The organism is Streptomyces sp. NPDC088194 (assembly GCF_040702025.1).
Classification (GTDB): domain Bacteria; phylum Actinomycetota; class Actinomycetes; order Streptomycetales; family Streptomycetaceae; genus Actinacidiphila.
This window is the reverse complement of the sequence record NZ_JBFBIV010000102.1, coordinates 1-21,095: the sequence shown is the minus strand read 5'-3', so window position 1 is coordinate 21,095 and position 21,095 is coordinate 1. Positions and strand designations below refer to the sequence as shown.

19 protein-coding genes are annotated in these 21,095 nt (G+C 74.5%); 6 read left to right on the top strand and 13 right to left on the bottom strand.

The features are described 5' to 3' along the window. Window positions 1-10 precede the first annotated feature (10 nt). On the bottom strand, window positions 11-709 hold the full coding sequence (locus tag AB0399_RS34715) for an aminoacyl-tRNA hydrolase (protein WP_366414000.1): 699 nt from the start codon (window positions 707-709) through the stop codon (window positions 11-13). 57 nt (window positions 710-766) lie between these two features. On the opposite strand from AB0399_RS34715, the gene AB0399_RS34710 reads away from it, so the two are divergent. After that, window positions 767-2,449 (top strand): ATP-binding cassette domain-containing protein, encoded by a 1,683-nt coding sequence (locus AB0399_RS34710; protein WP_366413999.1) that lies wholly within the window; start codon window positions 767-769, stop codon window positions 2,447-2,449. A gap of 61 nt (window positions 2,450-2,510) precedes the next feature. Here the strand turns inward: AB0399_RS34710 and AB0399_RS34705 are convergent, their stop codons facing one another. From AB0399_RS34705 to AB0399_RS34685, 5 genes are all read right to left on the bottom strand, one after another. Continuing rightward, window positions 2,511-3,557 (bottom strand): carbohydrate kinase family protein, encoded by a 1,047-nt coding sequence (locus AB0399_RS34705; RefSeq protein ID WP_366413998.1) that lies wholly within the window; start codon window positions 3,555-3,557, stop codon window positions 2,511-2,513. 103 nt (window positions 3,558-3,660) lie between these two features. Further along, window positions 3,661-4,083, bottom strand: a complete 423-nt coding sequence (gene msrB / locus AB0399_RS34700; RefSeq protein ID WP_328470477.1) for a peptide-methionine (R)-S-oxide reductase MsrB — start codon at window positions 4,081-4,083, stop codon at window positions 3,661-3,663. A gap of 30 nt (window positions 4,084-4,113) precedes the next feature. Next, entirely contained in the window at window positions 4,114-5,553 is a 1,440-nt protein-coding gene (murC, locus tag AB0399_RS34695) for a UDP-N-acetylmuramate--L-alanine ligase (protein WP_366413997.1), read from the bottom strand. A 91-nt stretch (window positions 5,554-5,644) separates the two neighbouring features. Further along, the gene (locus AB0399_RS34690; RefSeq protein ID WP_329363820.1) at window positions 5,645-6,112 is read right to left on the bottom strand and encodes an indole-3-glycerol phosphate synthase; all 468 of its coding nucleotides are present in this window, start codon (window positions 6,110-6,112) and stop codon (window positions 5,645-5,647) included. 129 nt (window positions 6,113-6,241) lie between these two features. Beyond that, the gene (locus AB0399_RS34685; protein ID WP_366413996.1) at window positions 6,242-7,012 is read right to left on the bottom strand and encodes a pyrimidine reductase family protein; all 771 of its coding nucleotides are present in this window, start codon (window positions 7,010-7,012) and stop codon (window positions 6,242-6,244) included. A 169-nt stretch (window positions 7,013-7,181) separates the two neighbouring features. Between AB0399_RS34685 and zapE the strand changes: the two genes are divergently transcribed. Beyond that, window positions 7,182-8,249 (top strand): cell division protein ZapE, encoded by a 1,068-nt coding sequence (gene zapE, locus AB0399_RS34680; RefSeq protein ID WP_366413995.1) that lies wholly within the window; start codon window positions 7,182-7,184, stop codon window positions 8,247-8,249. A gap of 189 nt (window positions 8,250-8,438) precedes the next feature. Next, a complete protein-coding gene (locus tag AB0399_RS34675; RefSeq protein WP_328470487.1) occupies window positions 8,439-9,287 on the top strand; it encodes a polyphosphate kinase 2 family protein in 849 nt (282 codons plus the stop codon). Window positions 9,288-9,300: 13 nt separating this feature from the next. On the opposite strand, the gene AB0399_RS34670 is transcribed toward AB0399_RS34675, so the two are convergent. The 4 genes from AB0399_RS34670 to lpdA form a co-directional block, all read right to left on the bottom strand. Further along, complete coding sequence (locus AB0399_RS34670; RefSeq protein ID WP_366413994.1) at window positions 9,301-9,498, bottom strand: hypothetical protein; 198 nt, start codon at window positions 9,496-9,498, stop codon at window positions 9,301-9,303. Continuing rightward, window positions 9,495-11,249: a malto-oligosyltrehalose trehalohydrolase gene (gene treZ / locus AB0399_RS34665; protein WP_366413993.1), complete on the bottom strand. Its 1,755-nt coding sequence runs from the start codon at window positions 11,247-11,249 to the stop codon at window positions 9,495-9,497. The genes AB0399_RS34670 and treZ overlap by 4 nt, the downstream gene beginning before the upstream one ends. A gap of 177 nt (window positions 11,250-11,426) precedes the next feature. Beyond that, on the bottom strand, window positions 11,427-12,338 hold the full coding sequence (locus AB0399_RS34660) for a GNAT family N-acetyltransferase (RefSeq protein WP_329363812.1): 912 nt from the start codon (window positions 12,336-12,338) through the stop codon (window positions 11,427-11,429). Window positions 12,339-12,606: 268 nt separating this feature from the next. Next, complete coding sequence (gene lpdA, locus AB0399_RS34655; protein ID WP_366413992.1) at window positions 12,607-14,067, bottom strand: dihydrolipoyl dehydrogenase; 1,461 nt, start codon at window positions 14,065-14,067, stop codon at window positions 12,607-12,609. A 131-nt stretch (window positions 14,068-14,198) separates the two neighbouring features. Here lpdA and AB0399_RS34650 point away from each other — a divergent pair, with 131 nt between their 5' ends. Continuing rightward, entirely contained in the window at window positions 14,199-15,155 is a 957-nt protein-coding gene (locus tag AB0399_RS34650) for a LysR family transcriptional regulator (protein WP_366413991.1), read from the top strand. An 11-nt stretch (window positions 15,156-15,166) separates the two neighbouring features. Here AB0399_RS34650 and AB0399_RS34645 read toward each other — a convergent pair whose 3' ends face one another. Then, window positions 15,167-16,171 carry a helix-turn-helix transcriptional regulator gene (locus tag AB0399_RS34645; RefSeq protein WP_366413990.1) on the bottom strand — a complete coding sequence of 335 codons (1,005 nt, stop codon included), beginning with the start codon at window positions 16,169-16,171 and terminating at the stop codon, window positions 15,167-15,169. A gap of 184 nt (window positions 16,172-16,355) precedes the next feature. On the opposite strand from AB0399_RS34645, the gene AB0399_RS34640 reads away from it, so the two are divergent. After that, a complete protein-coding gene (locus AB0399_RS34640; RefSeq protein ID WP_366413989.1) occupies window positions 16,356-17,126 on the top strand; it encodes an SDR family oxidoreductase in 771 nt (256 codons plus the stop codon). A gap of 40 nt (window positions 17,127-17,166) precedes the next feature. On the opposite strand, the gene AB0399_RS34635 is transcribed toward AB0399_RS34640, so the two are convergent. After that, window positions 17,167-18,351 carry a M20 family metallopeptidase gene (locus AB0399_RS34635; protein ID WP_366413988.1) on the bottom strand — a complete coding sequence of 395 codons (1,185 nt, stop codon included), beginning with the start codon at window positions 18,349-18,351 and terminating at the stop codon, window positions 17,167-17,169. A gap of 24 nt (window positions 18,352-18,375) precedes the next feature. After that, window positions 18,376-19,812, bottom strand: a complete 1,437-nt coding sequence (locus AB0399_RS34630) for an MFS transporter (protein ID WP_366413987.1) — start codon at window positions 19,810-19,812, stop codon at window positions 18,376-18,378. Window positions 19,813-19,968: 156 nt separating this feature from the next. Here AB0399_RS34630 and AB0399_RS34625 point away from each other — a divergent pair, with 156 nt between their 5' ends. Continuing rightward, complete coding sequence (locus AB0399_RS34625) at window positions 19,969-21,003, top strand: Lrp/AsnC family transcriptional regulator (RefSeq protein WP_366413986.1); 1,035 nt, start codon at window positions 19,969-19,971, stop codon at window positions 21,001-21,003. Window positions 21,004-21,095: the final 92 nt, after the last annotated feature.

The window sequence follows — 21,095 nt, the reverse complement described above, 5'->3', positions numbered from 1 at the left end:
AAGGGTCCGGCTAGCCCCGAAGCGCCGGAACGTCCGCGATGACCGTCGCCGACCCGGGAGCGATCTCGGTGAAGCCCGCATCGCGGACGAGGGGGAGCCCGGACCCGGTCAGGCCCCGCCAGGCCGCAGGGGTTGCCGTGCGCACGGCAAGTCGGAACCCCGTTTCCCGCCAAGCGCGGCGCTCCTCGGGGGACAGCTCCCACCAGGCGAGTTGGGCGCCGTGGCCGGCCTGGGCCATGGCCTTGCCGGCGGACATGGTGATGTCGGGTGCCATCCACAGGACGGGGTGGGCCGGGTCGGCGGGCGGGGGCGGCTCGGGGTCGTCGAGTTCGGTGCCGGACACCTGGAGCTTGGCCAGGTCCTTCGGCCAGCCGTCGAGCGGGACCGGCGGGAAGACCCGGACCTCCGCGGTCTCGCCGGTCACGGTGATACCCGGCAGGGCCTCGGCCCGGCGCCACTCCCCGCGGCGGGCGCGCCGTACGACCTTGCGGATGCGGGCGTCCTGCCAGGCGTGGACCACCTCCGTCCACTCGCCGTCCTCGTCGGTCGCCCGCTCGTCGGACAGTAGGGTCAGGACGGCCCGGGCCGCGGTCTGCAGGGCGTCGGTGCGGGCCGGCGGCGCCTCGCGCTCGATCCGGACCACCAGGGGCAGGACGTACTGGGGCGCGGCGTCGCGGTCGACCGCCTCGTGCTGGAAGGGGCTGCTCACCCGGCCAGTCTCCCATCGGACCTGTGCGCCCCCCGCGGGGTGGGTCAGGATGGGGGTGTGCTGGAGACGAACGGGCTGCGGCTCGATCAGGTCGGGCGGCGCTACGGGGTGCGCGGGCCCTGGGTGTTGAGGGATGTCTCGCTGGAGGTGCCGGGCGGCTCGCTGGTGCGGGTCGAGGGCGCCAACGGCAGCGGGAAGTCCACGCTGCTGAGGATCGTCGCGGGGGTGGACTCGCCGACCGCCGGGCGCCTGACCGGGCGGCCGGACGCCGGTACCGCGTACGTGCCCGAGCGCTTCCCCGCGGCGCTGCCGTTCCCGGTGCTGCGCTACCTCACCCACCTCGGCGCGATCCGCGGTCTGCCTTCGGCCGCCGCCCGCGCCCGTGCCCTGTACTGGCTGGAGCGCTTCGGCATCACCGGGTACGCCGGGACCCCGCTCGACGAGCTGTCCAAGGGCACCAGCCAGAAGGTCGCCGTCGCGCAGGCGCTGCTCGCCGACCCGGAGTTGCTCGTCCTCGACGAGGCGTGGACCGGCCTGGACACCTCCGCCCGCGATGTCCTCGACGGCGTGGTGCGCGAACGGGTCGGCGCGGGCGCGACCGTCTTCTACGTCGACCACGACCCGCGCCGCCTGGCGGGGGAGGCGAGCGCGGTGTACGCGGTGACGGCGGGCGGAGCGGTCCGGGCGGGCGACGTGCGGGGCCGGGAGCGGCCGGGGGCCGCGCACCGCACCGGGGGCCGCGTCGTCGTCGAGGCCGCCGGGAGCGGTGAAGTGCCGCCCGCGGTCGAGCCGTTCGGGCCGTGGCGGGAGGGCGGCGGGCGGATCGGGGTGGAGGTGCCGGCGGAGGCGTCAGACGGTGTGCTGCGGGCCCTGCTCGGCGCGGAGCCGCCCTGGCACATCGAGGCCGTACGCGGCGGGGGCATGCCGCGGCCCCGTATCCGCGCGGCGACCGGACCGGCCGGGTCCGTCCCCGCCGCGAAGGCACCCCCCGTGTCTGTACCAGCCGGGTCCGTACCGGCTGTGGACGCAGTGCCGGGGGCGGGCGGACCGTACCGACGGCTCGGCGCGCTCGTGCGGTACCAGGCCGACCTGCTGCTGCGCTCGCACCGCTTCCTGCCGCCGCTGATCTTCTACGGCGCCGTGCTGGCCATCGGCGTCGCGGGCGGTGAGGCGCTGCTCGGCTCGCTGGGGTACGCGGCCGCGCTGCTGCTGCCGGTGGCCGCGTGGCTGGTGCGGGTGTGCGCGACGGGCGAGCCGCCGGCCGCGCGGGCCTGCACGGCCTCGGCGGTGGGGCCGGGCCGGGCCCATCTCGGCGCGCTGCTGGCCGCGTTGGGCGGGTCCTGGCTGCTCGGGCTGGTCGGCACGCTGGTGGTCACCGCGATCAGCGGCGCGCACACCGACGACATGCGGGCGGACATCCCGATCGGGCCGGCGCTGCTGGCCGGGCTGATGGCCGCGGCGGTCTCCGTGCTGCTCGGTACGGCGGTCGGCGCGCTGACCAACTCGCCGCTGCTGCCGGGGGCGGGCTGGTCGGTGCTGGTCACGGCGTTCGGCGCGGGCGCGGTGCTGTTGACCAGCGGTTCGCCCGCGCAGGCCGCGGTGACGTCGCTGGTGCACGGGTCGCAGTCAGGCGCGGTGCACTACCCGGTGGCCGCGCTCGCGGTGGCGGTCTGCGTGGCGGCCCTCGCGCTGGGCGGGTCGGTGCGGACGGTGGCCCGGCTGGGGACCGCGCGGGCCTGAAGTCGCCGTCCGGCGACGGCGGCCGGGTGGAAGTTCGCGCCGCGCCGGCCGGCCGCCAGGCTCACCCGCTGACAGCGGCGCCGTCCGCCATGGCACCGCCCGCCGCAGGCGTCCCGTCCGGTGCCCCGGACGCGCGTGCCCGCAGGCAGCTCGCGGCCAGTTCGTCGGCCCCGATCTGCGCCTCGTGGGTGCCGTGCTGCCCGCAGGCGAACGCCCCCGAGACCGAACCGGCCAGCGCGCACTGGTCGAGGTCGCCGCCGTCGAAGAGCGTGTGCAGGAAGGCGGTGACGTACGCGTCGCCCGCGCCGTTGCTGTCCACCACCGGCCGTTCGGGGCGGACCGCGGGCACGTGCCGGACCAGGTCGGGCCGGGCGCGGTCCAGGACGTACGAACCGTCGGCGCCGTCGGTGGCCACCGCAAGCCGGGCCCGGCCGCGGGCGACGATGTCGCGCAGCACGTCGGCCACCCCCTCCTTGACGGTGGCGGCGCTCATGAACACGTAGTCGGCGCCGTACGCCCACGGGTGGGCCGACGGGTCCGCGCCGTCCCAGGTGTGCAGGTCGGTCGACACGGGCACACCGCGCCGGCGGGCCGCGTCGAACAGCTCGCGGTTGACGTGCGAGCGGGCCAGGTACACATGCCGGGCCCGGTCCAGGTACGGGCCGCAGAAGGAGAGCGGCATCAGCAGGTCGGCGGGGTGCCGGCCGTCGAAGAAGGAGAACCTGCGGCCTTCGGCGTCGACCAGGTTGACGCTGCGCGGGGTGCCGGCGGGGGCCACCAGGTGGTCGAAGTCCAGGCCGACCGCCGCGTACTTGTCGAGGATCATCCGGCCGGGCGCGTCGTCGCCGAGGAAGTCCACGAACTTGGTGCGGCGGCCGAGCGCGTGGAAACCCAGCGCCACGCCGTTGCCGGTGTGCGCGACGTAGTCACGGACCGGCGGCACCGACACCGAGTCGCCGCCGGGGATCTTCAGCTCGTCCACCCGGACGATGGTGTCGATGCCGCTCCCGCCGACGACCAGGACGTCATAACGATCGGCCGCTCCGCCGGTCTCGATCCCGGCCCCGGTGCCGCGGTCGGCTCCGGTGCCCTCGGTGCTGTCGTCCACGGCCCATCCCCCCGGTTCGGTGTGTGCCGATCACCTTACGACCCGGGGGTGCGGGAGGGAGCGGATCAGCCCGTCACCGGGGGGCCTGCCGGCGGGGGTGCGGTCAGCTCTCGGCGGGGGCCATCCGCAGCGAGATCGAGTTGATGCAGTAGCGCTGGTCGGTAGGGGTCGGATACCCCTCGCCCTCGAAGACGTGGCCCAGGTGCGAGCCGCAGTTCGCGCAGCGCACCTCCACCCGCACCATGCCCATCGAGCGGTCCTCGATCAGCTCCACCGCGTCGGAGTCGGCCGGGTCGTAGAAGGACGGCCAGCCGCAGTGCGACTCGAACTTCGTGTCCGACCGGAACAGCTCCGCGCCGCAGGCCCGGCAGGAGTAGACGCCCTCGGTCTTGGTGTCGGTGTACTCACCGGTGAACGGGCGCTCGGTGCCGGCCTGGCGCAGCACCGCGTACTCCTGCGGCGACAGCTCGGAGCGCCACTGCTCGTCGGTCTTGTCGACCTGGTACTTGCGCGCATCCTGCGACATGCGAACCTCCTCAGTCGGCCTCGGACGGCCTCAGTCGGCGAGCCGGGCGAGAATCAGGGGACCGAGGTCCGTCACGTCACCCGCCCCCATGGTGAGAACGAGATCACCGGGCTTCGCCATTCCCGCCACCAGCTCCACGGCCGCCTCCCGGTCGTGCACGGCGGTCACGTCGGCGCCCGCGGTCCGGGCCGCGGCCACGATCAGCTCGCTGGTGATGCCGGGGATCGGGTCCTCGCGGGCCGGGTAGATGTCCAGCACCAGCGACGCGTCCGCCAGGGCCAGCGCGCCGCCCATCTCGGTGCCCAGTTCCTTCGTACGGCTGAACAGGTGCGGCTGGAAGACCACCAGCACCCGGCCGCCGCCGGCCGCCGAGGCGCCGTCCGGCCCGGAGGCGGTGGTCGTGGCCTGGCGGATCGCGGCCAGGTCGGCGGCCATCTCCGTCGGGTGGTGCGCGTAGGAGTCGATCACCTGCACGCCCGCGGCCTCGCCCTTGAGCTGGAGGCGGCGCTTGACGCCGGTGTACTTCGCCAGCGCGGACGCCAGGTTGCGGGCCGGGGCGCCGGCCGCGATGCCCGCGGCGAGCGCCGCGACCGCGTTGTGCGCGTAGTGGCTGCCCGGCACGGAGACCGTGAAGGTGAGCATCCGGCCGTCGAGCAGCACGCTGACCTCGCTGGTCAGGCCGCGCGGGTTGATCCGGGTGATACGGACGTCGGCGCCCTCGGCCTCGCCGACGGTCACCACGTTCAGACCGCCGATGTCCCGGACCCGGGCGGTCAGCTCGACCGCGCCGGGCTGGTCGGCCGAGACCACCAGGGTGCCGCCGGGCCGCACCTTGCCGACGAACTCCTCGAAGGACTCGTACACCTCCTCCAGGGAGGCGTAGTTGGCGTGGTGGTCCAGCTCGACGTTGAGCACCACCGCGACCTGCGGGGCGTACCGGTGGAAGCTGCGGTCGGACTCGTCGGCCTCGGCGACGAAGATCTCGCCGCCGCCGTGGTGCGCGTTGGAGCCCGGCGCGTCCAGGTCGCCGCCGATCGCGTACGACGGCTCCAGACCCAGCGAGGTCAGCGCGACCGCGAGCATCGAGGTGGTGGTGGTCTTGCCGTGGGTGCCCGCCACCGCGATCGGGACGGTGCCCGCCATCAGCGCGGCCAGCGCGTCGCTGCGGTGCACCACGGGCAGGCCGCGCTCGCGGGCCGCGGCCAGCTCCGGGTTCTCCGCGCGGATCGCGCTGGACACGACCACGGCCGACGCGTCCGGCGCGAGGTGCGCCGCGTCGTGGCCGATGTGCACGGTGGCACCCAGCGCGCGCAGCGCCCGCGCGGTCTCGGAGTCCTTCGAGTCGCTGCCGGCCACCCGCGCCCCCCGCTGGGCGAGGATCTTCGCGATCCCCGACATCCCGGCGCCGCCGATGCCGATGAAGTGCGGTCGGTCCAGGTCGGGGGGTACGGGCGGGCCGGACGGGCTCATGCGCGGGTCTCCAGAGGGTGGTTCACTTATGTGCCGACGCCCGATTGTGGCACTAGTGCCGGGCAGTTTTCCTGACGGGCGTGCCGCCGGCTCAGTCGTGCTGCGCGAACAGCTTCAGCACGGGCACGCCCACCTTGTGCCGGGCCCGCGAGGTCCAGTCGCGGTGGAAGAACTCCTCCACGAAGTGCGGCGCGGTCAGCACCACCACCTCGTCGGCCTGGTGCTCCTCCACCACCGCCTTCAGCTTGTCCAGCGGGTGGCTCTCCACCACCTCGCCCTCGGCCGGCACCCCGGCGGCCCGCAGCGCCTCCAGGGAGTGCGCGAGGGAGCGCTCGGCGGGCGGAAAGGCGTCCTGGCCCTCCGGCACCTCGTTCTCCCGGGCGGCGTCGTCGAGGTAGCCGAGCGCCACGTCGTCCACGGCGCGCAGCAGGCGGTCCTGGTCGCCGCGGGGCTGCATGAGCACGACGAAGGAGACCTGCTCGTCGCCGTGGAGCGTGGTGACCAGCTCCACATCGGCCGCGGCGAGCGGCTTCTCGATCATGAGTACGGTCGTGAACACGGACGCGTCCTTCTCTCTCGCGAACGAGGCCCCGATCTTCACCGGGCGCCGATTCCATTCTTCCCGCGGTTCGCGAAGCGGAACGAACGAATCCGCTTTTTTCCGCCGCGCGTCCCCCGGGAGAGTGCCTTATGCCGTGACCTGCGCCTCCGTCTGCTTGACGTAGCGGGTGAACAGGAAGCCGTCCTCCTCCAGAACCGACACCGGTACGAAGCGGGCCGGACCGGCGACACCGGGCCCGTTCATGATCCGCGGCGCGTCACCGCCGACGGCGAACGGTGCCACCGTCAGGCACAGCTCGTCCACCACCCCGGCCGCCGCGAACTGCGCGAGCACCCGCGGGCCGCCCTCGTGCAGCAGCCGGGACAGGCCCAAGGCGGCCAGCTCGCGCACCGCGCGGGCCGGGTCCACGCCGTCGCCGTCCCCGGCGACCACCACCCGCGCTCCCGCGGCTTCGGCCGAGGCCAGCGCCTTGCGGTCCGCGCCCGCGCCGGTCAGCAGCAGCGTCGGCGTGGTCGCGGCGGTGAACAGCGGTGCCGCGAAGTCCAGGTCGAGCCGCCGGCTGATCACGGCGATGGCCGGGGCCGGGGTCTGGCCGTCCGCCGCGCGCCGTTCGGCGAACGACGGGCGGGCCTTTCCGGGCCGGTACCCCTCGTTCCTGACCGTCTCCGCGCCGACCACGACCGCGTCGGCCAAGGCGCGCAGGGTGCCGAAGATCCGCATGTCGGCGGCGGAGGAGAGCGCGGTCGACGTGCCGTCGTGGGTCGCCGCGCCGTCGAGCGAGGAGACCATGTTCGCCCGCAGGTACGGGCCCGCCTCCCGCGGTGGGTACGCGTAGGTGTGCACCAGGTCCACCGGGTTCGCCGTGTCCGGTCCTGGCGGGGGGAACAGTTGCTGCATTTTTGCAGTCTCCCACCCGCCGGCCCGTCACCTCGCGCCGCGCCGTGCCGGAATCGCCCACCCGGTCACGTCCGGCGGCCGAGTGTCCTTCTTCGTCCGATCCGCCCTCCTTCGCCCGCCCGCCACCCGTGCGCGGGACACCGGGCCCCTACCGGTAGGGTGGGATGTCGTGCCAGGGGATGTCGCCGCAGGAATAGCCGCACCGGTCGCGCTCACGGAGCGTGACCCGCACGTGGATGCCGGGCGGCTGCTCGCCGAGCTGGTGCCCCCGCCGCGGTTCGACTCCGTGCGCTTCTCGACCTACGTCCCGGACCCGGCGCAGCCCAGCCAGTCCCGTGCGGTGCGCGCGCTGGAGGAGTTCGCGGCCGGGCTCGGCGGACCCGCGCAGGGAACCGCCCGGCGCAGGTGGTTCCGCGGCAAGGTGCCCGAGCGGCCCGCGACCCCCGGCGGGATCTACCTGGACGGCGGCTACGGCGTCGGCAAGACGCACCTGCTCGCGTCGCTGTGGCACGCCACCGACGCGCCCCCCGCGCAGAAGGCGTTCGGCACGTTCGTGGAGCTGACCAACCTGGTGGGCGCGCTCGGGTTCCGCCCGGCCGTCGACGCGCTCAGCTCCCACCGCCTGGTCTGCATCGACGAGTTCGAGCTGGACGACCCGGGCGACACCGTCCTGGTCTCCACGCTGCTGGCCCGGCTCGCCGCGGCCGGGGTGCGGCTCGCCGCGACCTCCAACACGCTGCCCGGCAAGCTCGGCGAGGGCCGGTTCGCCGCCGCCGACTTCATGCGGGAGATCCAGGGGCTGTCCGAGAGGTTCACCTCGCTGCGGATCGACGGGGACGACTACCGGCACCGGGGGCTGCCGCAGGCGCCCGACCCGTACACCGACGAGCAGGTCACCGCGGCCGCCGTCCGTACGCCCGGTGCGGCGCTCGACGACTTCGGGCCGCTCGCGGAGCACCTCGCGAAGGTGCATCCCAGCAGGTACGGGGCCCTCGTCGACGGGATCGACGCGGTTTTCCTGCGGGGGGTGCGGCAGGTGACGGACCAGGCCGCCGCCTTGCGTCTGGTGGTGCTCGCCGACCGGCTCTACGACCGTGAGGTGCCCGTGATGGCCTCCGGGGTGCCCTTCGACCAGCTCTTCTCCGCGGAGATGCTCCGCGGGGGGTACCGGAAGAAGTACTTCCGGGCCGTCTCACGCCTCACCTCGCTGGCTCGCGAAGCTTCTCGGCTGGCCTGACCCCCCGGGGTGGGTGGTTCTGTCGGTCGAGGGACCACCTGCCGGTGGGGGCTTGTCGCGCAGTTCCTCCCCCAGAGCTTCGCCTGGGAGGTGCCCCCAGCGTCCCTGAGTGTGTGCGGCTCCTTCCGCGAGATGAACGGGCGGCCCGGGCGGATGGCGGAGCGGAAGGAATACCCGCAGGATCGGGTCATGGCGAAGAAACTGCGTACGCTGCTGCGCGTGGAGCCGGGCAGTGGCCCGGTGGACCTGTCGGCGTACGACCCGCGGGGGACCCCGGGCGGCCCGAAGAACAAGAAGCACGGCCTCGCCGAGATCGAGCGGATGCGCCCGCACCTCGCCGAACTGCAGGAGCGGCTGTTCGCGCAGAGTGCCGTGGGCGGCGACCAGCGCCGCGTGCTGCTGGTGCTTCAGGGCATGGACACCTCCGGCAAGGGCGGCACCGTCAAGCACGTGGTGTCGGGGCTGAACCCGGCCGGCCTGCGGGTGCGCGCGTTCAAGGCGCCCACCGCGGAGGAGCGCCGCCACAACTTCCTGTGGCGCATCCGCAGAGCCCTCCCGCACCCCGGCGAGATCGGCGTCTTCGACCGCTCGCACTACGAGGACGTGCTGATCGTCAGGGTGCACGACATGGTGCCCCGGTCGGTCTGGAGCCGTCGCTACGCCGCGATCAACCGGTTCGAGCAGTCGCTCACCGACGGCGGGGTGACCGTGCTGAAGGTCTTCCTGCACATCAGCCCCCAGGAGCAGCGGGCCCGGCTGCTGGCCCGGCTGGACCGGCCGGACAAGCACTGGAAGTTCAGCCCGACCGACGTCGAGGAACGCGAGCGGTGGCCGGACTACCAGGAGGCGTACCAGGTGGCGCTGGAGCGGTGCTCGACCGAGGCCGCGCCCTGGTACGTCGTGCCGGCCGACCGCAAGTGGTACCGGAACTGGGCGATCAGCCGGCTGCTGCTGGAGCACCTGGAGCGGATCGACCCGGCGTACCCGCAACCGGATCTGGACGTGGACAAGTACCGCAAGCTGCTGCTCGCCACCTGACCCCGCCCGCGGCTCAGCCCGAGCAGGCGGTGCGCTGGGCCTCCTGCCACGCGCAGACCGGGCAGAGCGTCGCGCCCTTCGTGCTGTTGGGGTACTCGGTGGGTTCACCGCACAGCACGCAGTCGGCGCGGGGCTCCGTCGGGTCGTCCGCGGGGTCGTCGGGTGCGGGCCGCTGCTCTGCGGGCCGCTGGTCCGGGTGCGTGTCGGTCATCCCTCCACGGTAGTCCGCTCGGGGGCCGTGTCGCGGGCGCGCAGCACCGCCGCACCGCGCGCGGGGAGCTGGACGGCCGGGCCGGGCAGGGTGCGGCAGGCCGGACGCGCCAGCAGGATGTCGCAGGGCGTGTTGAGCGGGATGCGCGCGGGGGCGTCGGAGAAGTTCACCAGCACCCGGAAGGGCCCGCGGGCGATCCGCAGCGTCCGGCCGCCGGCGGTGGCGGTGACCGTGTCCAACTGGGGCGAGGTCAGCGCGGGTTCGGCCCGGCGCAGGGCGATCAGGGCCCGGTACCACTCCAGCAGTTCGCGGTGCGCGGGCTTCTCGGCCTCCGCCCAGTCCAGGCAGGAGCGGTTCCGGGTGGCCGGGTCCTGCGGGTCGGGCACGTCCTCCTCGGCCCAGCCGTGCTCGGCGAACTCCCGCCGCCGCCCCCGGGTGATGGCCGCGGCCAGCTCCGGGTCGTCGTGGTCGGTGAAGAACTGCCAGGGCGTGGTCGCCCCCCACTCCTCGCCCATGAACAGCATCGGGGTGAACGGCGAGGTCAGCACCAGCGCGGCGGCGGCGCCGAGCTGCCCCGCGGTCAGCCGGTCGCCGGTCGCGCGGTTGCCGACCTGGTCGTGGGTCTGGGCGTAGCCGAGCAGGCGGTGCGCGGGCACCGTCGGCACGTCCAGCGGGCGGCCGTGGTGGCGGCCGCGGAAGGACGACCAGGTGCCGTCGTGGAAGAAGCCGTGGGTGAGCACCTTCGCGAGGGCGGCGGGCCCGGCCGCGGCGAAGTCGGCGTAGTAGCCCTGCGCCTCGCCGGTGACCGCGGTGTGCACCGCGTGGTGGAAGTCGTCGTTCCACTGCGCGTGCAGGCCCAGGCCGCCGGCCTCGCGCGGCGCGGTGGTGTGCGGGTCGTTCAGGTCGGACTCGGCGATCAGGAACAGCGGGCGGCCGAGCGCGGCCGACAGCCCGTCCACGGCGGTGGACAGCTCCTCCAGGAAGTGCAGCGCGCGGGTGTCGACCAGCGCGTGCACCGCGTCCAGCCGCAGGCCGTCGAGGCGGTAGTCGCGCAGCCAGGCCAGCGCGCTGCCGATCAGGAAGTCCCGCACCTCGTCGGAGCCGGGCGCGTCGAGGTTGACCGCGTCGCCCCAGGGGGTGTGGTGCCGGTCGGTGAAGTACGGGCCGAACGGCGGCAGGTGGTTGCCCGAGGGGCCGAGGTGGTTGTGTACCACGTCCAGCACGACGCCCAGGCCGTGCGCGTGTGCCGCGTCGACAAAGCGCTTCATCGCCTCGGGGCCGCCGTAGGGCTCGTGCACCGCCCACAGCGACACGCCTTCGTACCCCCATCCGTTGGTGCCGGGGAAGGGGCAGACCGGCATCAGCTCCACATGGGTGATGCCGAGCCTGGCCAGGTGGGACAGCCGCTCCACCGCCGCGTCGAAGGTGCCCTCGGTGGTGAAGGTGCCGACGTGCAGCTCGTAGAGCACCGCGCCCGGCAGCCCGCGGCCCGGCCACGGCGACCTCCACCCGTAGGCGTCCTGGTCGACCACCGCGCTCGGTCCGTCCGGGCCGTCCGGCTGCCGCCGCGAGCGCGGGTCTGGCAGCGGTTGTCCGCCGTCGAGCCGGTACGCGTACCGGGTGCCGGGCCCCGCCGCGAGCTCGGCCCGCCACCAGCCGGTGCGCGCGGGGTCGGGCCCCATGGCGTACGCCTGCCCGTCGATCAGCGCCTCCACCTGGCGGGCGTTCGGCGCCCACACCTCGAACAGCACGCAACGGCTCCCGTCCGGCCCGGTCGTCCCGGCCCTGCTTCGTGGTCCTATCCGGTCCCGCTCGTCCTTACGGCCTTGGTCCTACGGTCTCTCGTCCCTGCGGTCTCGTCCCTGCGGTGGGGCGCCCGGTCACCGAACCCGGTCCCCGGGCACATGCATGCCCGGGGACCGCCTCGTCTAGACGAAGTCCACCCGTTCCTGGGTGATCGGATAGCCGGCCCGGGCGAAGTTGCGGGCCATCGGGAAGTTCGGCTGGTCGGTGGCCGCGGCGATCCGGGTGGCGCCGCGGTCCACCAGGTCGTGGCTGCACTCCACCAGCAGGTCGTAGGAGTAGCCGTGGCCGCGCTGCTCGGGGACGACCGCGATGAAGCCGATGCACGCCATGGACGGGTTCTCCGCCGGGATGTGCACGCCGACCACCTCGCCGTCCGGGGTGTAGGCGACCCGCCGCCAGTCGTTGGGGGAGGGCATCCAGTCGAGGACGCCGAGGGTCTCGTCCAACGCGGCGTCCAGGCCGTGCTCGTCGAGCATCAACCGGTCGTGGGCGTCGAGCGTGCCGGTCATGATCCGGGCCATCACCGCGCGGAAGGCGTCGTCGTCGGGCTCCGGCCGGTAGACCAGCCGGCCGGTGCGGGCGGGCAGCGGGTCCTCGCCCGCGGTCCAGGTGTAGCGGTAGCGCTCCACGAGCTTGCGCATCCCGGCCGCCTCGACGGCCGCGGCGCGCGCCTCGTACGCGGCGCGCAGGCCGGGCCGGTCGCGCCAGCCGGGCGGCAGGATCAGCGCGTACTCGGCGGACAGCGGTGCGGCGCGCAGCAGTTCGACGGCCGCGGACCGCTCGCCGTCGGCGAAGTCGAACCAGTCGAGGGCGACCGGCTCGGTGTCGCCGGGCTTGGCCCACCACGCGGCGCGGGCCACCACGACGCCGTCGCGCAGCGCGACCCACGACCACTCGGGGCGGTACTCCCCGCCGGCGTCGAGCAGCGCGAACTCCTGGCCGAGCAGGGCGCGGCCGAGCTTCTCCGCGACGGGGAGGGAGCCGAACAGGGCGGACTCGCCCGCGGTGAGCGAGCGAAGTACGAGATCAGACATGTGAGTCCTTCGGGAGTCAGCGGTGCGCTCCCGGTCGGGTCACGAACGTCCAGCGGACGGGCGGGAGCGCGGCACAGTAGATGTCGACATCGCTCTCGCCTCCTCTTCCGGGTCCTGGCTGGACGTGTTCCGCGACCCTAGCGCGCCCTGCCCGGCGGGTGCCACCGCTTTTCCGGGCCCCGGCCCGGTTCGTCCCGCCCGGGCGCCGCCGTCCCGCCCGGGCGCCGCCCTCTCAGCCGGGGTTCCGCCCTCTCCGCCCGGGCTTCGCTCATCCCACCTGGTGCAGCGCCCGCCCGGCCAGCGTCAGGAACACCTCGCCGACCGCCTCCGACAGCGTCGGGTGCGGGTGGACGTGCCGCGCCACGTCCGCCGGCTCCGCCTCCCAGCCCACCACCAGCTGGCTCTCGGCGATCATCTCCGAGACGTTCGGCCCGACCAGGTGCACCCCCAGCACCGGCCCGCCCCGTTCCGCGACCACCTTCACGCTGCCGCCCAGCCCGTGCACCATGCCCTTCGCGACCGCCGTCAGCGGCATCGAGTTCACCACGACCTGGTCCGGGCCCCGTTCGGCGCGCGCCTGCTCCTCGGTCAGGCCGACCGACGCCGTCTGCGGGCTGGAGTAGGTCACCCGCGGCACCGCCGCGTAGTCCACCGGCGCCGGACCGAGCCCCGCCAGCGTCTCGGCGACCACCAGGCCCTCCGCGAACGACGCGTGCGCCAGGCCGAGCGACGGCGGCGGCAGCAGGTCGCCGACCACGTGGATACCGGACACCGACGTCTCCAGCCGATCCCAGTCCGCCGGGGCCACGTAGCCGCGCGGGTCCCGGCCGAGCCCGGCGGCGGCCAGGTCGAGGCCGTCGGTGACCGGCTCCCGGCCCACGGCGACCAGCAGCCGCTCGACGTCCAGCTCCACCACCTGGCCGCGCGCGGTGCGCACCGTCGCCCGCACCCCGGTGGCGTGGGTCGCGGCGTCCTCCAGGCGGGTGCCGGTGAGCACCTCGATTCCGCGCTTCTTCAGCCCGCGCGCCAGTTGCCGCGACACTTCCCGGTCCTCCAGCGGCAGCAGCCGGTCGGCGGCCTCCACCAGCACCACCCGGGCGCCCATCGAGCGGTGCAGCGACGCGTACTCGACGCCGATCGCGCCGCCGCCCAGCACCAGTACCGACTCCGGCAGCCCCGGCGCGAACAGCGCGTCGTCGCTGGTCACCACCCGCCGGCCGTCGGGGGACAGGCCCGGCAGCAGCCGCGGCCGCGACCCGGTGGCCAGCACGATCCCGCGCCGCGCGGTGTACGCGGTCCCGCCGGCACTGACCGTCCGCGGCCCGCGCAGGCTCGCCGAGGCGTGCACGACGCGTACGCCCGCGTGCGCGAGGTGGCCGGTGACGCCCTGGTGGTTGCGGTCCACGATGCCGTCGCGGGTCGCGGTCAGCGCCGCCCAGTCGACGGAGTCCACGGTCGCCTTCACCCCCCACCGCTCACGGGCCTCGGCGATGCCGTCCACGAGTTCGGCGGCGTGCAGCATCGCCTTGCTGGGGATGCAGCCGCGGTGCAGGCAGGTGCCGCCGAGCAGGTCGCGTTCGGCGAGGAGCACGTCGAGGCCGAGCGCCGCGGCCCGCAGCGCGGTGCTGTAGCCGCCGGTGCCGCCCCCGATCACGATGACGTCGGCGGCGCCGGGGTCGTCGGGGGCCTGGGCCTGGGCCGGGTGGCGCGGTGCGGTGCGGGGTTCCATGGCGGCCAGTCTCCGGCCGGCCGGTGCCATGAGTCCAAGTCCAGGATTGTGTCGATACGATGCACGTTGTGCATGGCGGCCGGTCGGCGGTGTGCCGGGCGCCGGCCGGGGGGTGAGCGAAAGGTGCCGGGATGAGCCTGCGGCAGATGGAGTACTTCCTCGCGGTGGTCGACGCGGACTCCTTCACCCGCGCCGCCGAGGCGCTGCACGTCACCCAGCCCGCCCTGTCGCACCAACTCAAGTCGCTGGAACGGCAGATGGGCGGCGAGCTGGTCGAACGCCTGCCGCGCGGGGTGCGGTTGACCCCGATGGGCCGGGCCTTCCTGCCGCACGCCGAACTCGCCGTGCGCAGCGCCGTACGCGCCGAGCGCGCCGCCCGTGCCGCCGCCGGGGCGGAAGGCGGCGAACTGCACATCGCCGCGGTGCACTCCATCGCCGCCGGGCTGCTGCCCTCCGTCTTCGCCCGCTGGCGGCGGCAGCGGCCCGGGGTGGGGCTGGTGCTGCGCGAGTACTCCCGGGGCGAGGACCTGGTCGAGGCGATGGAACGCGGGGTGGCCGATCTCGCCGTCGGCCACGACCCCGGACCGGCCGCGACCCGCACCGGCGGCGGCATGACGCTCACCCCGATCGGCGCGGAGGAGATCGTGATGGTGCTGCCGCCGGGCGACCCGCTGGCCGCCGAACGGGTCGTGCCGCTGGCCGCGTTCGCCGAGCGCGCGTGGGTGCGGTGCGCGATGGAGCCGGTGGTCGACGGGCGCCCCTTCATCGACCTCGCCTGCGAGAAGGTGGGCTTCACCCCGCGCACGGCCGTCCGCACCGAGCACACCTCGACCGCCGTGCGGATGGCGGCCGCCGGGGTCGGCGTCGTGGCGGTGCCCTCCTACGCGGCCCCGCCCGAGTGCGCGACGGTCCGGCTCGACCCGCCCTGGCGGCGCGGCCTGTTCGTGATCGCCCGGGAGCCGCTCGGCGGCGCGGGCGCGGCCTTCGCGGAGCTGCTGGCCGCCCACCCGTACGAGCCGCCCGGGGACGCCGCGGACGGTCCCGCCGGAGATCCCGCCGACGGGGATACGGCCACGGCCCGCCGGTGAGAGGCCCGCCGTCAGGGCCGGCGGTCGAGCCTGTCGGGTTGCTCGGGTTGCTCGGGTTGCTCGGGTTGCTCGGGCTGTTCCGGCGGCCCGGCCTCGCCCGCGGCCCCCGCACCGGAATCCGCACCGGAATCCGCACCGCTCCCGTCCGCGCTCCAACTGGCCAGCAGCGCGAGCCTTTCCGCGGTCGGCGAGCCCGGCGGCACGGTGTACGCCACCAGCAACTGGTCCGGCTCGGCCGGCAGCGCCAGCGTCTCGTACCCGAAGTCCAGGTCACCGACGAGCGGATGGCGCAGCCGCTTCACGCCGAAGGTCTTCTCCTTGACCTGGTGGTCCGCCCACAGCCGCCGGAAGTCCTCGCTGCGCACGGACAGTTCGCCGACCAGCGCGGCCAGCCGCTCGTCGTCGGGCCGGCGGCCCGCAAACAGCCGCAGGTGCGCGACGGTCTCGGCGGCGACCGCGGGCCAGTCACGGTAGAAGGTGCGGGCGTCCGGGTCGAGGAAGGTGCTCCTGGCCATGTTCGGCGGGCCGGAAGGGCCGGAACCGGCTGTGGCACGGCCCGAAGTGCCGCTCGGCGTGAAGCCGTTGACGGCCGCGCCGAGCGCGTTCCAGGCCACCACGTCCATCCGGTCGCCGAGCACGAACGCCGGGACGTCCGTCATGCGGTCCAGCAGCAGCCGCACCCCGGACCGTATCCGCTGCGCCGGCCGCCTGGGTCCCTTGGCTGCCTTGGCCTCGCGCCCGGTCCGGCCGGGCCTGGCCAGGTCCCGCAGGTGCTCCCGCTCGGTCGGGTCCAGCTCCAGCACCCGCGCGACCGCGTCGAGCACCGCGTCCGAGACGTGGCTGCCGCGGCCCTGCTCCAGCCGGATGTAGTAGTCGACGCTCACCCCGGCGAGCTGCGCGACCTCCTCGCGCCGCAACCCCGGCACGCGCCGCCGGCCGTACTCCGGCAGCCCCACGTCCTGCGGCTGTATCCGCGCCCTGCGCGAACGCAGGTAGTCGCCGAGCGAGTTGTCCATGGCACGACCCTAGACGAGCGGCCCGCGCCGAACCTGGTACTGGCGTACCCAGGTTCAGCGTCACCCTGGGTACGCCGCCGGGGGCGCAGCACAGTGAGGGCAACGCCGCTCCGGACCACCGCAGCGGCCCCGACAGCGCCGGACCCGTAGCGGGACCTGGCCCACTCACAAGGGGACCCTCCTCATGAACAGCACCGCGCCGTACGACCTTTCGGGCCGCACCGCCGTCGTCACCGGAGCCGCCAGCGGCATGGGCGAGGCCACCGCGCGGCTGCTGGCCGCGGGCGGGGCGCGGGTCGCGCTGCTGGCCCGCCGCACCGAGCGGCTGGAGGAACTCGCCGCGATGATCGCCGCCGACGGCGGCCAGGCGCTCGCGGTCACCGCGGACATCACCGACGAGGCGTCCGTGGCGGCCGCCGCCCAGCGGGTGCGCGAGGTGCTCGGCCGGGTGGACCTGGTGGTCAACGCCGCCGGGGTGATGCTGCCCAACCCGGTCGACGCGGGCCGCGTGGACGAGTGGACGCGGATGATCGACACCAACCTGACCGGTGCGCTGCGCGTCATCGACGCCTTCCGCGCCGACCTGATCGCCGCGGCGGCTGAGAACGGCGTCGCCGACCTGGTCGACGTCTCCTCGATCGGCGCGCACGTGACCTTCCCCGAGTACGCCGTCTACAGCGCCACCAAGGCCGCGCTCACCGCGCTCTCGGCCTCGCTGCGCACCGAGTTCGGGCCCCGCGACGTCCGGGTGACCAACATCGAGCCGGGCCTGACCGCCACGGAACTGGCCGGGCACATCGACAACCCCGGCCTCAGCGCCGCGCTGGACGGCATGTTCGACGCGGTCGAGGCGATGACGCCGCAGGACATCGCGGACCTGATCGGCTACGCCACCAGCCGCCCGGCCCGGGTGAACCTGCGCCAGGTGGTCGTGCTGCCGACCCGGCAGGTGTGAGGGCGCGCCCGCCGGGCCGGCGGAGTGCGCGCGGGGGAGGTCAGCGGGCCGGGGCGGGGCGGCTCGCCAACCGGTCGAGCAGGCGCGCCCGCTGACCGGTGTCCGCGGCCAGCCCGATGACCGTCCAGGCCATCGCGAGCCCGCCGTCGAGCACCGCGCGGTCGGCGGCGGCACTGGTGCCGTACCGGGTGAACTCGGGGTTGTGCATGATGGTGTCGCCGCAGTCGTAGCCGATGGACGGGTGGATCGTGGGCACCAGGTGGGAGACGTTGCCCATGTCGGTGGAACCGCCGCGCATCCCGGTCGGGTGGTCCGTGATCACCCGCCCGAGGCCCTGCGCCGCGTCCCGGTAGGCGGCGCACATGTCGAGGTCCTGGCGCAGGTCGGCGTAGTCGTTGCCCACGGCCTCCATGGCGAGTTCGGCGCCCGTGGCGAGCGCGCCGGCCTCGAAGCAGGCACGGATGCGGGCCTGGAGTTCCGCGAGGTCCCCGGCCGTCTCCGCCCGGCAGTCGTAGTTCGCGGCGACCAGGCCGGGAATGACGTTCGGAGCCTCGCCGCCGTCGGTCACGACGCCGTGGACGACGCCGCCCGGCAGCATCTGCTGCCGGTAGGCGCTGATCGCCACCTGCGCGATCAGCATCGCGTCGGCGGCGTTGATGCCCCGGTGCGGCATGGCCGCGGCGTGCGCGGGCCGCCCCTTGTAGGTGACCCGCCAACTGCCGATCGCGAGGGACGTCATCCCCACGCCGTCCGTGGGCGCGGCGTGCACCATCATCGCGGCGGCGACGTCGTCGAAGGCGCCGGCCCGCAGCAGGTCGACCTTGCCGCCGCCGTACTCCTCGGCCGGGGTGCCCAGCAGCTTGACCGTGAGGCCGAGTTCGTCGGCCACCGGGGCCAGGGCCAGCGCCGCGGTCACCGCGGAGGCGCCGTTGACGTTGTGCCCGCACGCGTGGCCGATACCCGGCAGGGCGTCGTACTCGGCCGTGATGGCGACGGTGAGCTCGCCGCTGCCCGTGACCGCCTCGAACGCGGTCTCCAGACCGTAGGCGCCGCGCCGCACCGCGAACCCCGCGGACTCCGCGAGGTCGGCGATCTTGCGGGCCGACCTGTGCTCCTCGTAGGCGAGTTCGGGCTCCGCGTGCAGGCTGTGGCTGAGGGCGATGACGTCGTCCTGGCGTTCGGTGACGAGGGCGCGGGCGCGCTCGCGCGGGGCTGACCGGTTCACTTGCGGCTCTCTTTCTGTGGGCGCTCAGGCGGTGCGGGTGCTGGGCCGGTAGAGCAGGGCGAACGCCGAGCCGGCGAGGCTCACCGCGGCGCAGACGACCCAGCAGGCGGCGTATGCCGTGTAGTCGGGAAGGACCGAGCCGGCAGGGGTGGCGGCCGCCGTGATGGCGAGGACGCAGGCGGCGCCCAGCGATCCGCCGACGTTGATGAGCAGTTCGTTGATGCCCGAGCCGACCGCCGTCTGGTCGTGCGGCACCGACTCGACCGCCAGGGTGCGGGTGGACTGCTGGAGAATCCCGGCCCCCGCCCCCGCCACCACCTGGCACAGCAGGTAGGGGGCGGTGGAGTCGTGGAAGGCGAGGGTGAGCAGGTAGCCGACGGCCATCAGCGCCGAGCCGAGGACCAGGGTCGCGCGGTCGCCGATCCGCGCGGCCAGCGCCGGGGCGGCCACCGCCGCCAGCCCGATCACGGCCATCGACGGGATCATCGCGAAGGCGATCTGCAGCGGGGACAGGCCGAGCCCGTACCCGGCGGCGTCCTTCGGCGTGGCCATGAAGACCGCTCCGGCCACCTGGAGGCCGATCAGGCAGAACGAGAAGGCCGTGGCCACGACGGACACGACGGCCACGTTGCGGTGGCGGAACAGCCGCACGTCGATCACCGGTTCCGCGGAGCGGGTCTCCACCACGGCCCATATCGCGGTCACCAGCACCCCGCCGCCCAGGCAGCCCAGGGTGCGCGCCGAACCCCACTCCCAGCCCGGCATGCCGCCCTGGCCGAGCCCCAGCATGACGGCGACGAGGCCGGCGCAGAGCAGCACGCCGCCGCGCACGTCCAGCCGGCCGCCGGGGCGCTCCTCCGTCTCGGGGAGCAGCGGCCACGTGACGAGGAAGGCGACGGCGACCGCGACCGTCGGCACCCACAGGGCGGCCGTCGGGGTGGCGACGTAGTGGGCGACCAGGCCGCTGGCGACCATGCCGACGCAGATGCCGCCCATCAGCGCCGCCACCATCGTGCCGATGCTGCGCCGGCTCTCGGCGGCGGTCCGGCGGTTGCGCAGGATGCCGACCAGCAGCGGGAAGAAGCCGGCGAAGGCCCCTTGCAGCACCTGGCCGATCAGGAGGGTGCGGAACGAACCCGCCAGCCCCACGACGACCGATCCGGCCAGCACGACGGCGATGTTCCAGCGCAGCACGCGGCGGTGGCCGTGCAGGTCGCCGAGCCGGGACAGCAGCGGCGTGAAGGCGACGCTCGCCATCAGGTTGGTGATGCTCAGCCAGTTCAGATCGGCGGCGGTGACGTGCAGGACATCCGTCAGGCTGCGCAGGATCGGCGACAGGAAGCCCTGGGTGATGCCGCTGGACAACTCGACGAGCATGATCGAGACGAGGATGGCCACCGGGGGCACGGCCTGGATCGGTGCGGCGGAACCGCGCAAGGGTCTGTTCGCTGTCTCAGGCACGGGCGGCACCTCTGCGGACGGCCGGAAGTCGGCTGGTGGATGATGTCCGGTAATCTGCGGTCCACCCCCGAATCCGGGCAAGAGATCCCCTCGGGATTGCCCGGATCAGGTGTGCGGACGTCGCTCATGGCGGATTCGGACATCAGGGAGGCGGACATGGCGGAATCCGAGAGCCCCGTGCGGATGCCTTTCAGCGGTCCTGACCTGGAGATCCTGCGTTTCCTCGCCCAGCAGCCCCGGGCCTCGTTCGCCGAGGTCGGCACCCGGGTCGGGCTGCACGAGCGGACCGTCGCCCGGCGGCTGGAGCGGATGCTGCACACCGGCCTGGTGCGCTTCATCGCCGCCCTGGTGAGCGAGCACCTGGGCGAGGGACTGGTCGTCGAACTGGCCGTACGCTGCGCCCCCGGCCGCCTGGAGGAGGTGGCCCGCGTCCTCGCCGCCCGGCCGGACACCCGGTCGGTGGAGGTGGCCACGGGCGACCTGGTGGTCCTCGCGGAGATGGCCGTCAAGGACGAGGCCGAGCTGATCGAGGTCATCGACCGCACGGTGGGCCGGCTGCCGGGGGTGCTGGACATCCACTCCGCGCTCGTGCTGAGACTCCTGCTCACGGCGGTGGACTGGTCCCCCTACGAGACGGAGCCCACCCGGTTGCGCCGGCTGGCGATGTACGGGCGGCGGCCCCCGCCCCCCATCGACGTCGACGTCGACGCCGTCGACCGCGAGCTGGTGGATCTCCTGGCCGAGGACGCGCGGATGCCCGTCAGCGGCCTGGCGACCCGGCTGAGCCTGAGCGAGTCGACCACGCGCCGGCGCCTCGCCCGGCTGATGTCCTCGCACGTCTTCCAGCTACGGCTGTTCGCGGAGCCGGAGGTCCTCGGGTACCCGGCGGAGACCCGCTTCCAGCTCGAGGTCGAACACACCCACCTCGACGCCACGCTCCGCCGGCTCGCCCACGAGCCCTCCGTGCGGTACCTGGGGGTCACCACGGGACGCAGCAACGTGCTCGGCTACAGCAGCCACGCCACGGTGGCCGCCGCGCACGACTTCCACGCGCGGGCCTTCTCCGGCTTGCGGGGGCTGCGCCGGGTGGAGACCGCCCTGCTCATGCGCACCTACAAGCGCGCCGGACGCTCGGTGCCCGCCCTCACGGGGCGGCCCTCCCCGGACGCCCGCCCCCGCCCCCGCATCTGACGCGGGCGCCCGGCGGGCGGCCGGCGGGTGACGCGGCCCGATCCGGCCGGCCCGAACCGGCCGGCGGGGGCCGCGTCGGTGGGGGCCGCGTC

Coding starts and splice junctions, on each gene's coding strand:
- msrB (WP_328470477.1), bottom strand. CDS start 4,083: ATGTCGCAGGATGCGCGCAAGTACCAGGTCGACAAGACCGACGAGCAG.
- murC (WP_366413997.1), bottom strand. CDS start 5,553: ATGAGCCCGTCCGGCCCGCCCGTACCCCCCGACCTGGACCGACCGCAC.
- AB0399_RS34685 (WP_366413996.1), bottom strand. CDS start 7,012: ATGCAGCAACTGTTCCCCCCGCCAGGACCGGACACGGCGAACCCGGTG.
- AB0399_RS34675 (WP_328470487.1), top strand. CDS start 8,439: ATGGCGAAGAAACTGCGTACGCTGCTGCGCGTGGAGCCGGGCAGTGGC.
- AB0399_RS34670 (WP_366413994.1), bottom strand. CDS start 9,498: ATGACCGACACGCACCCGGACCAGCGGCCCGCAGAGCAGCGGCCCGCA.
- AB0399_RS34660 (WP_329363812.1), bottom strand. CDS start 12,338: ATGTCTGATCTCGTACTTCGCTCGCTCACCGCGGGCGAGTCCGCCCTG.
- lpdA (WP_366413992.1), bottom strand. CDS start 14,067: ATGGAACCCCGCACCGCACCGCGCCACCCGGCCCAGGCCCAGGCCCCC.
- AB0399_RS34650 (WP_366413991.1), top strand. CDS start 14,199: ATGAGCCTGCGGCAGATGGAGTACTTCCTCGCGGTGGTCGACGCGGAC.
- AB0399_RS34645 (WP_366413990.1), bottom strand. CDS start 16,171: ATGGACAACTCGCTCGGCGACTACCTGCGTTCGCGCAGGGCGCGGATA.
- AB0399_RS34640 (WP_366413989.1), top strand. CDS start 16,356: ATGAACAGCACCGCGCCGTACGACCTTTCGGGCCGCACCGCCGTCGTC.
- AB0399_RS34625 (WP_366413986.1), top strand. CDS start 19,969: ATGGCGGAATCCGAGAGCCCCGTGCGGATGCCTTTCAGCGGTCCTGAC.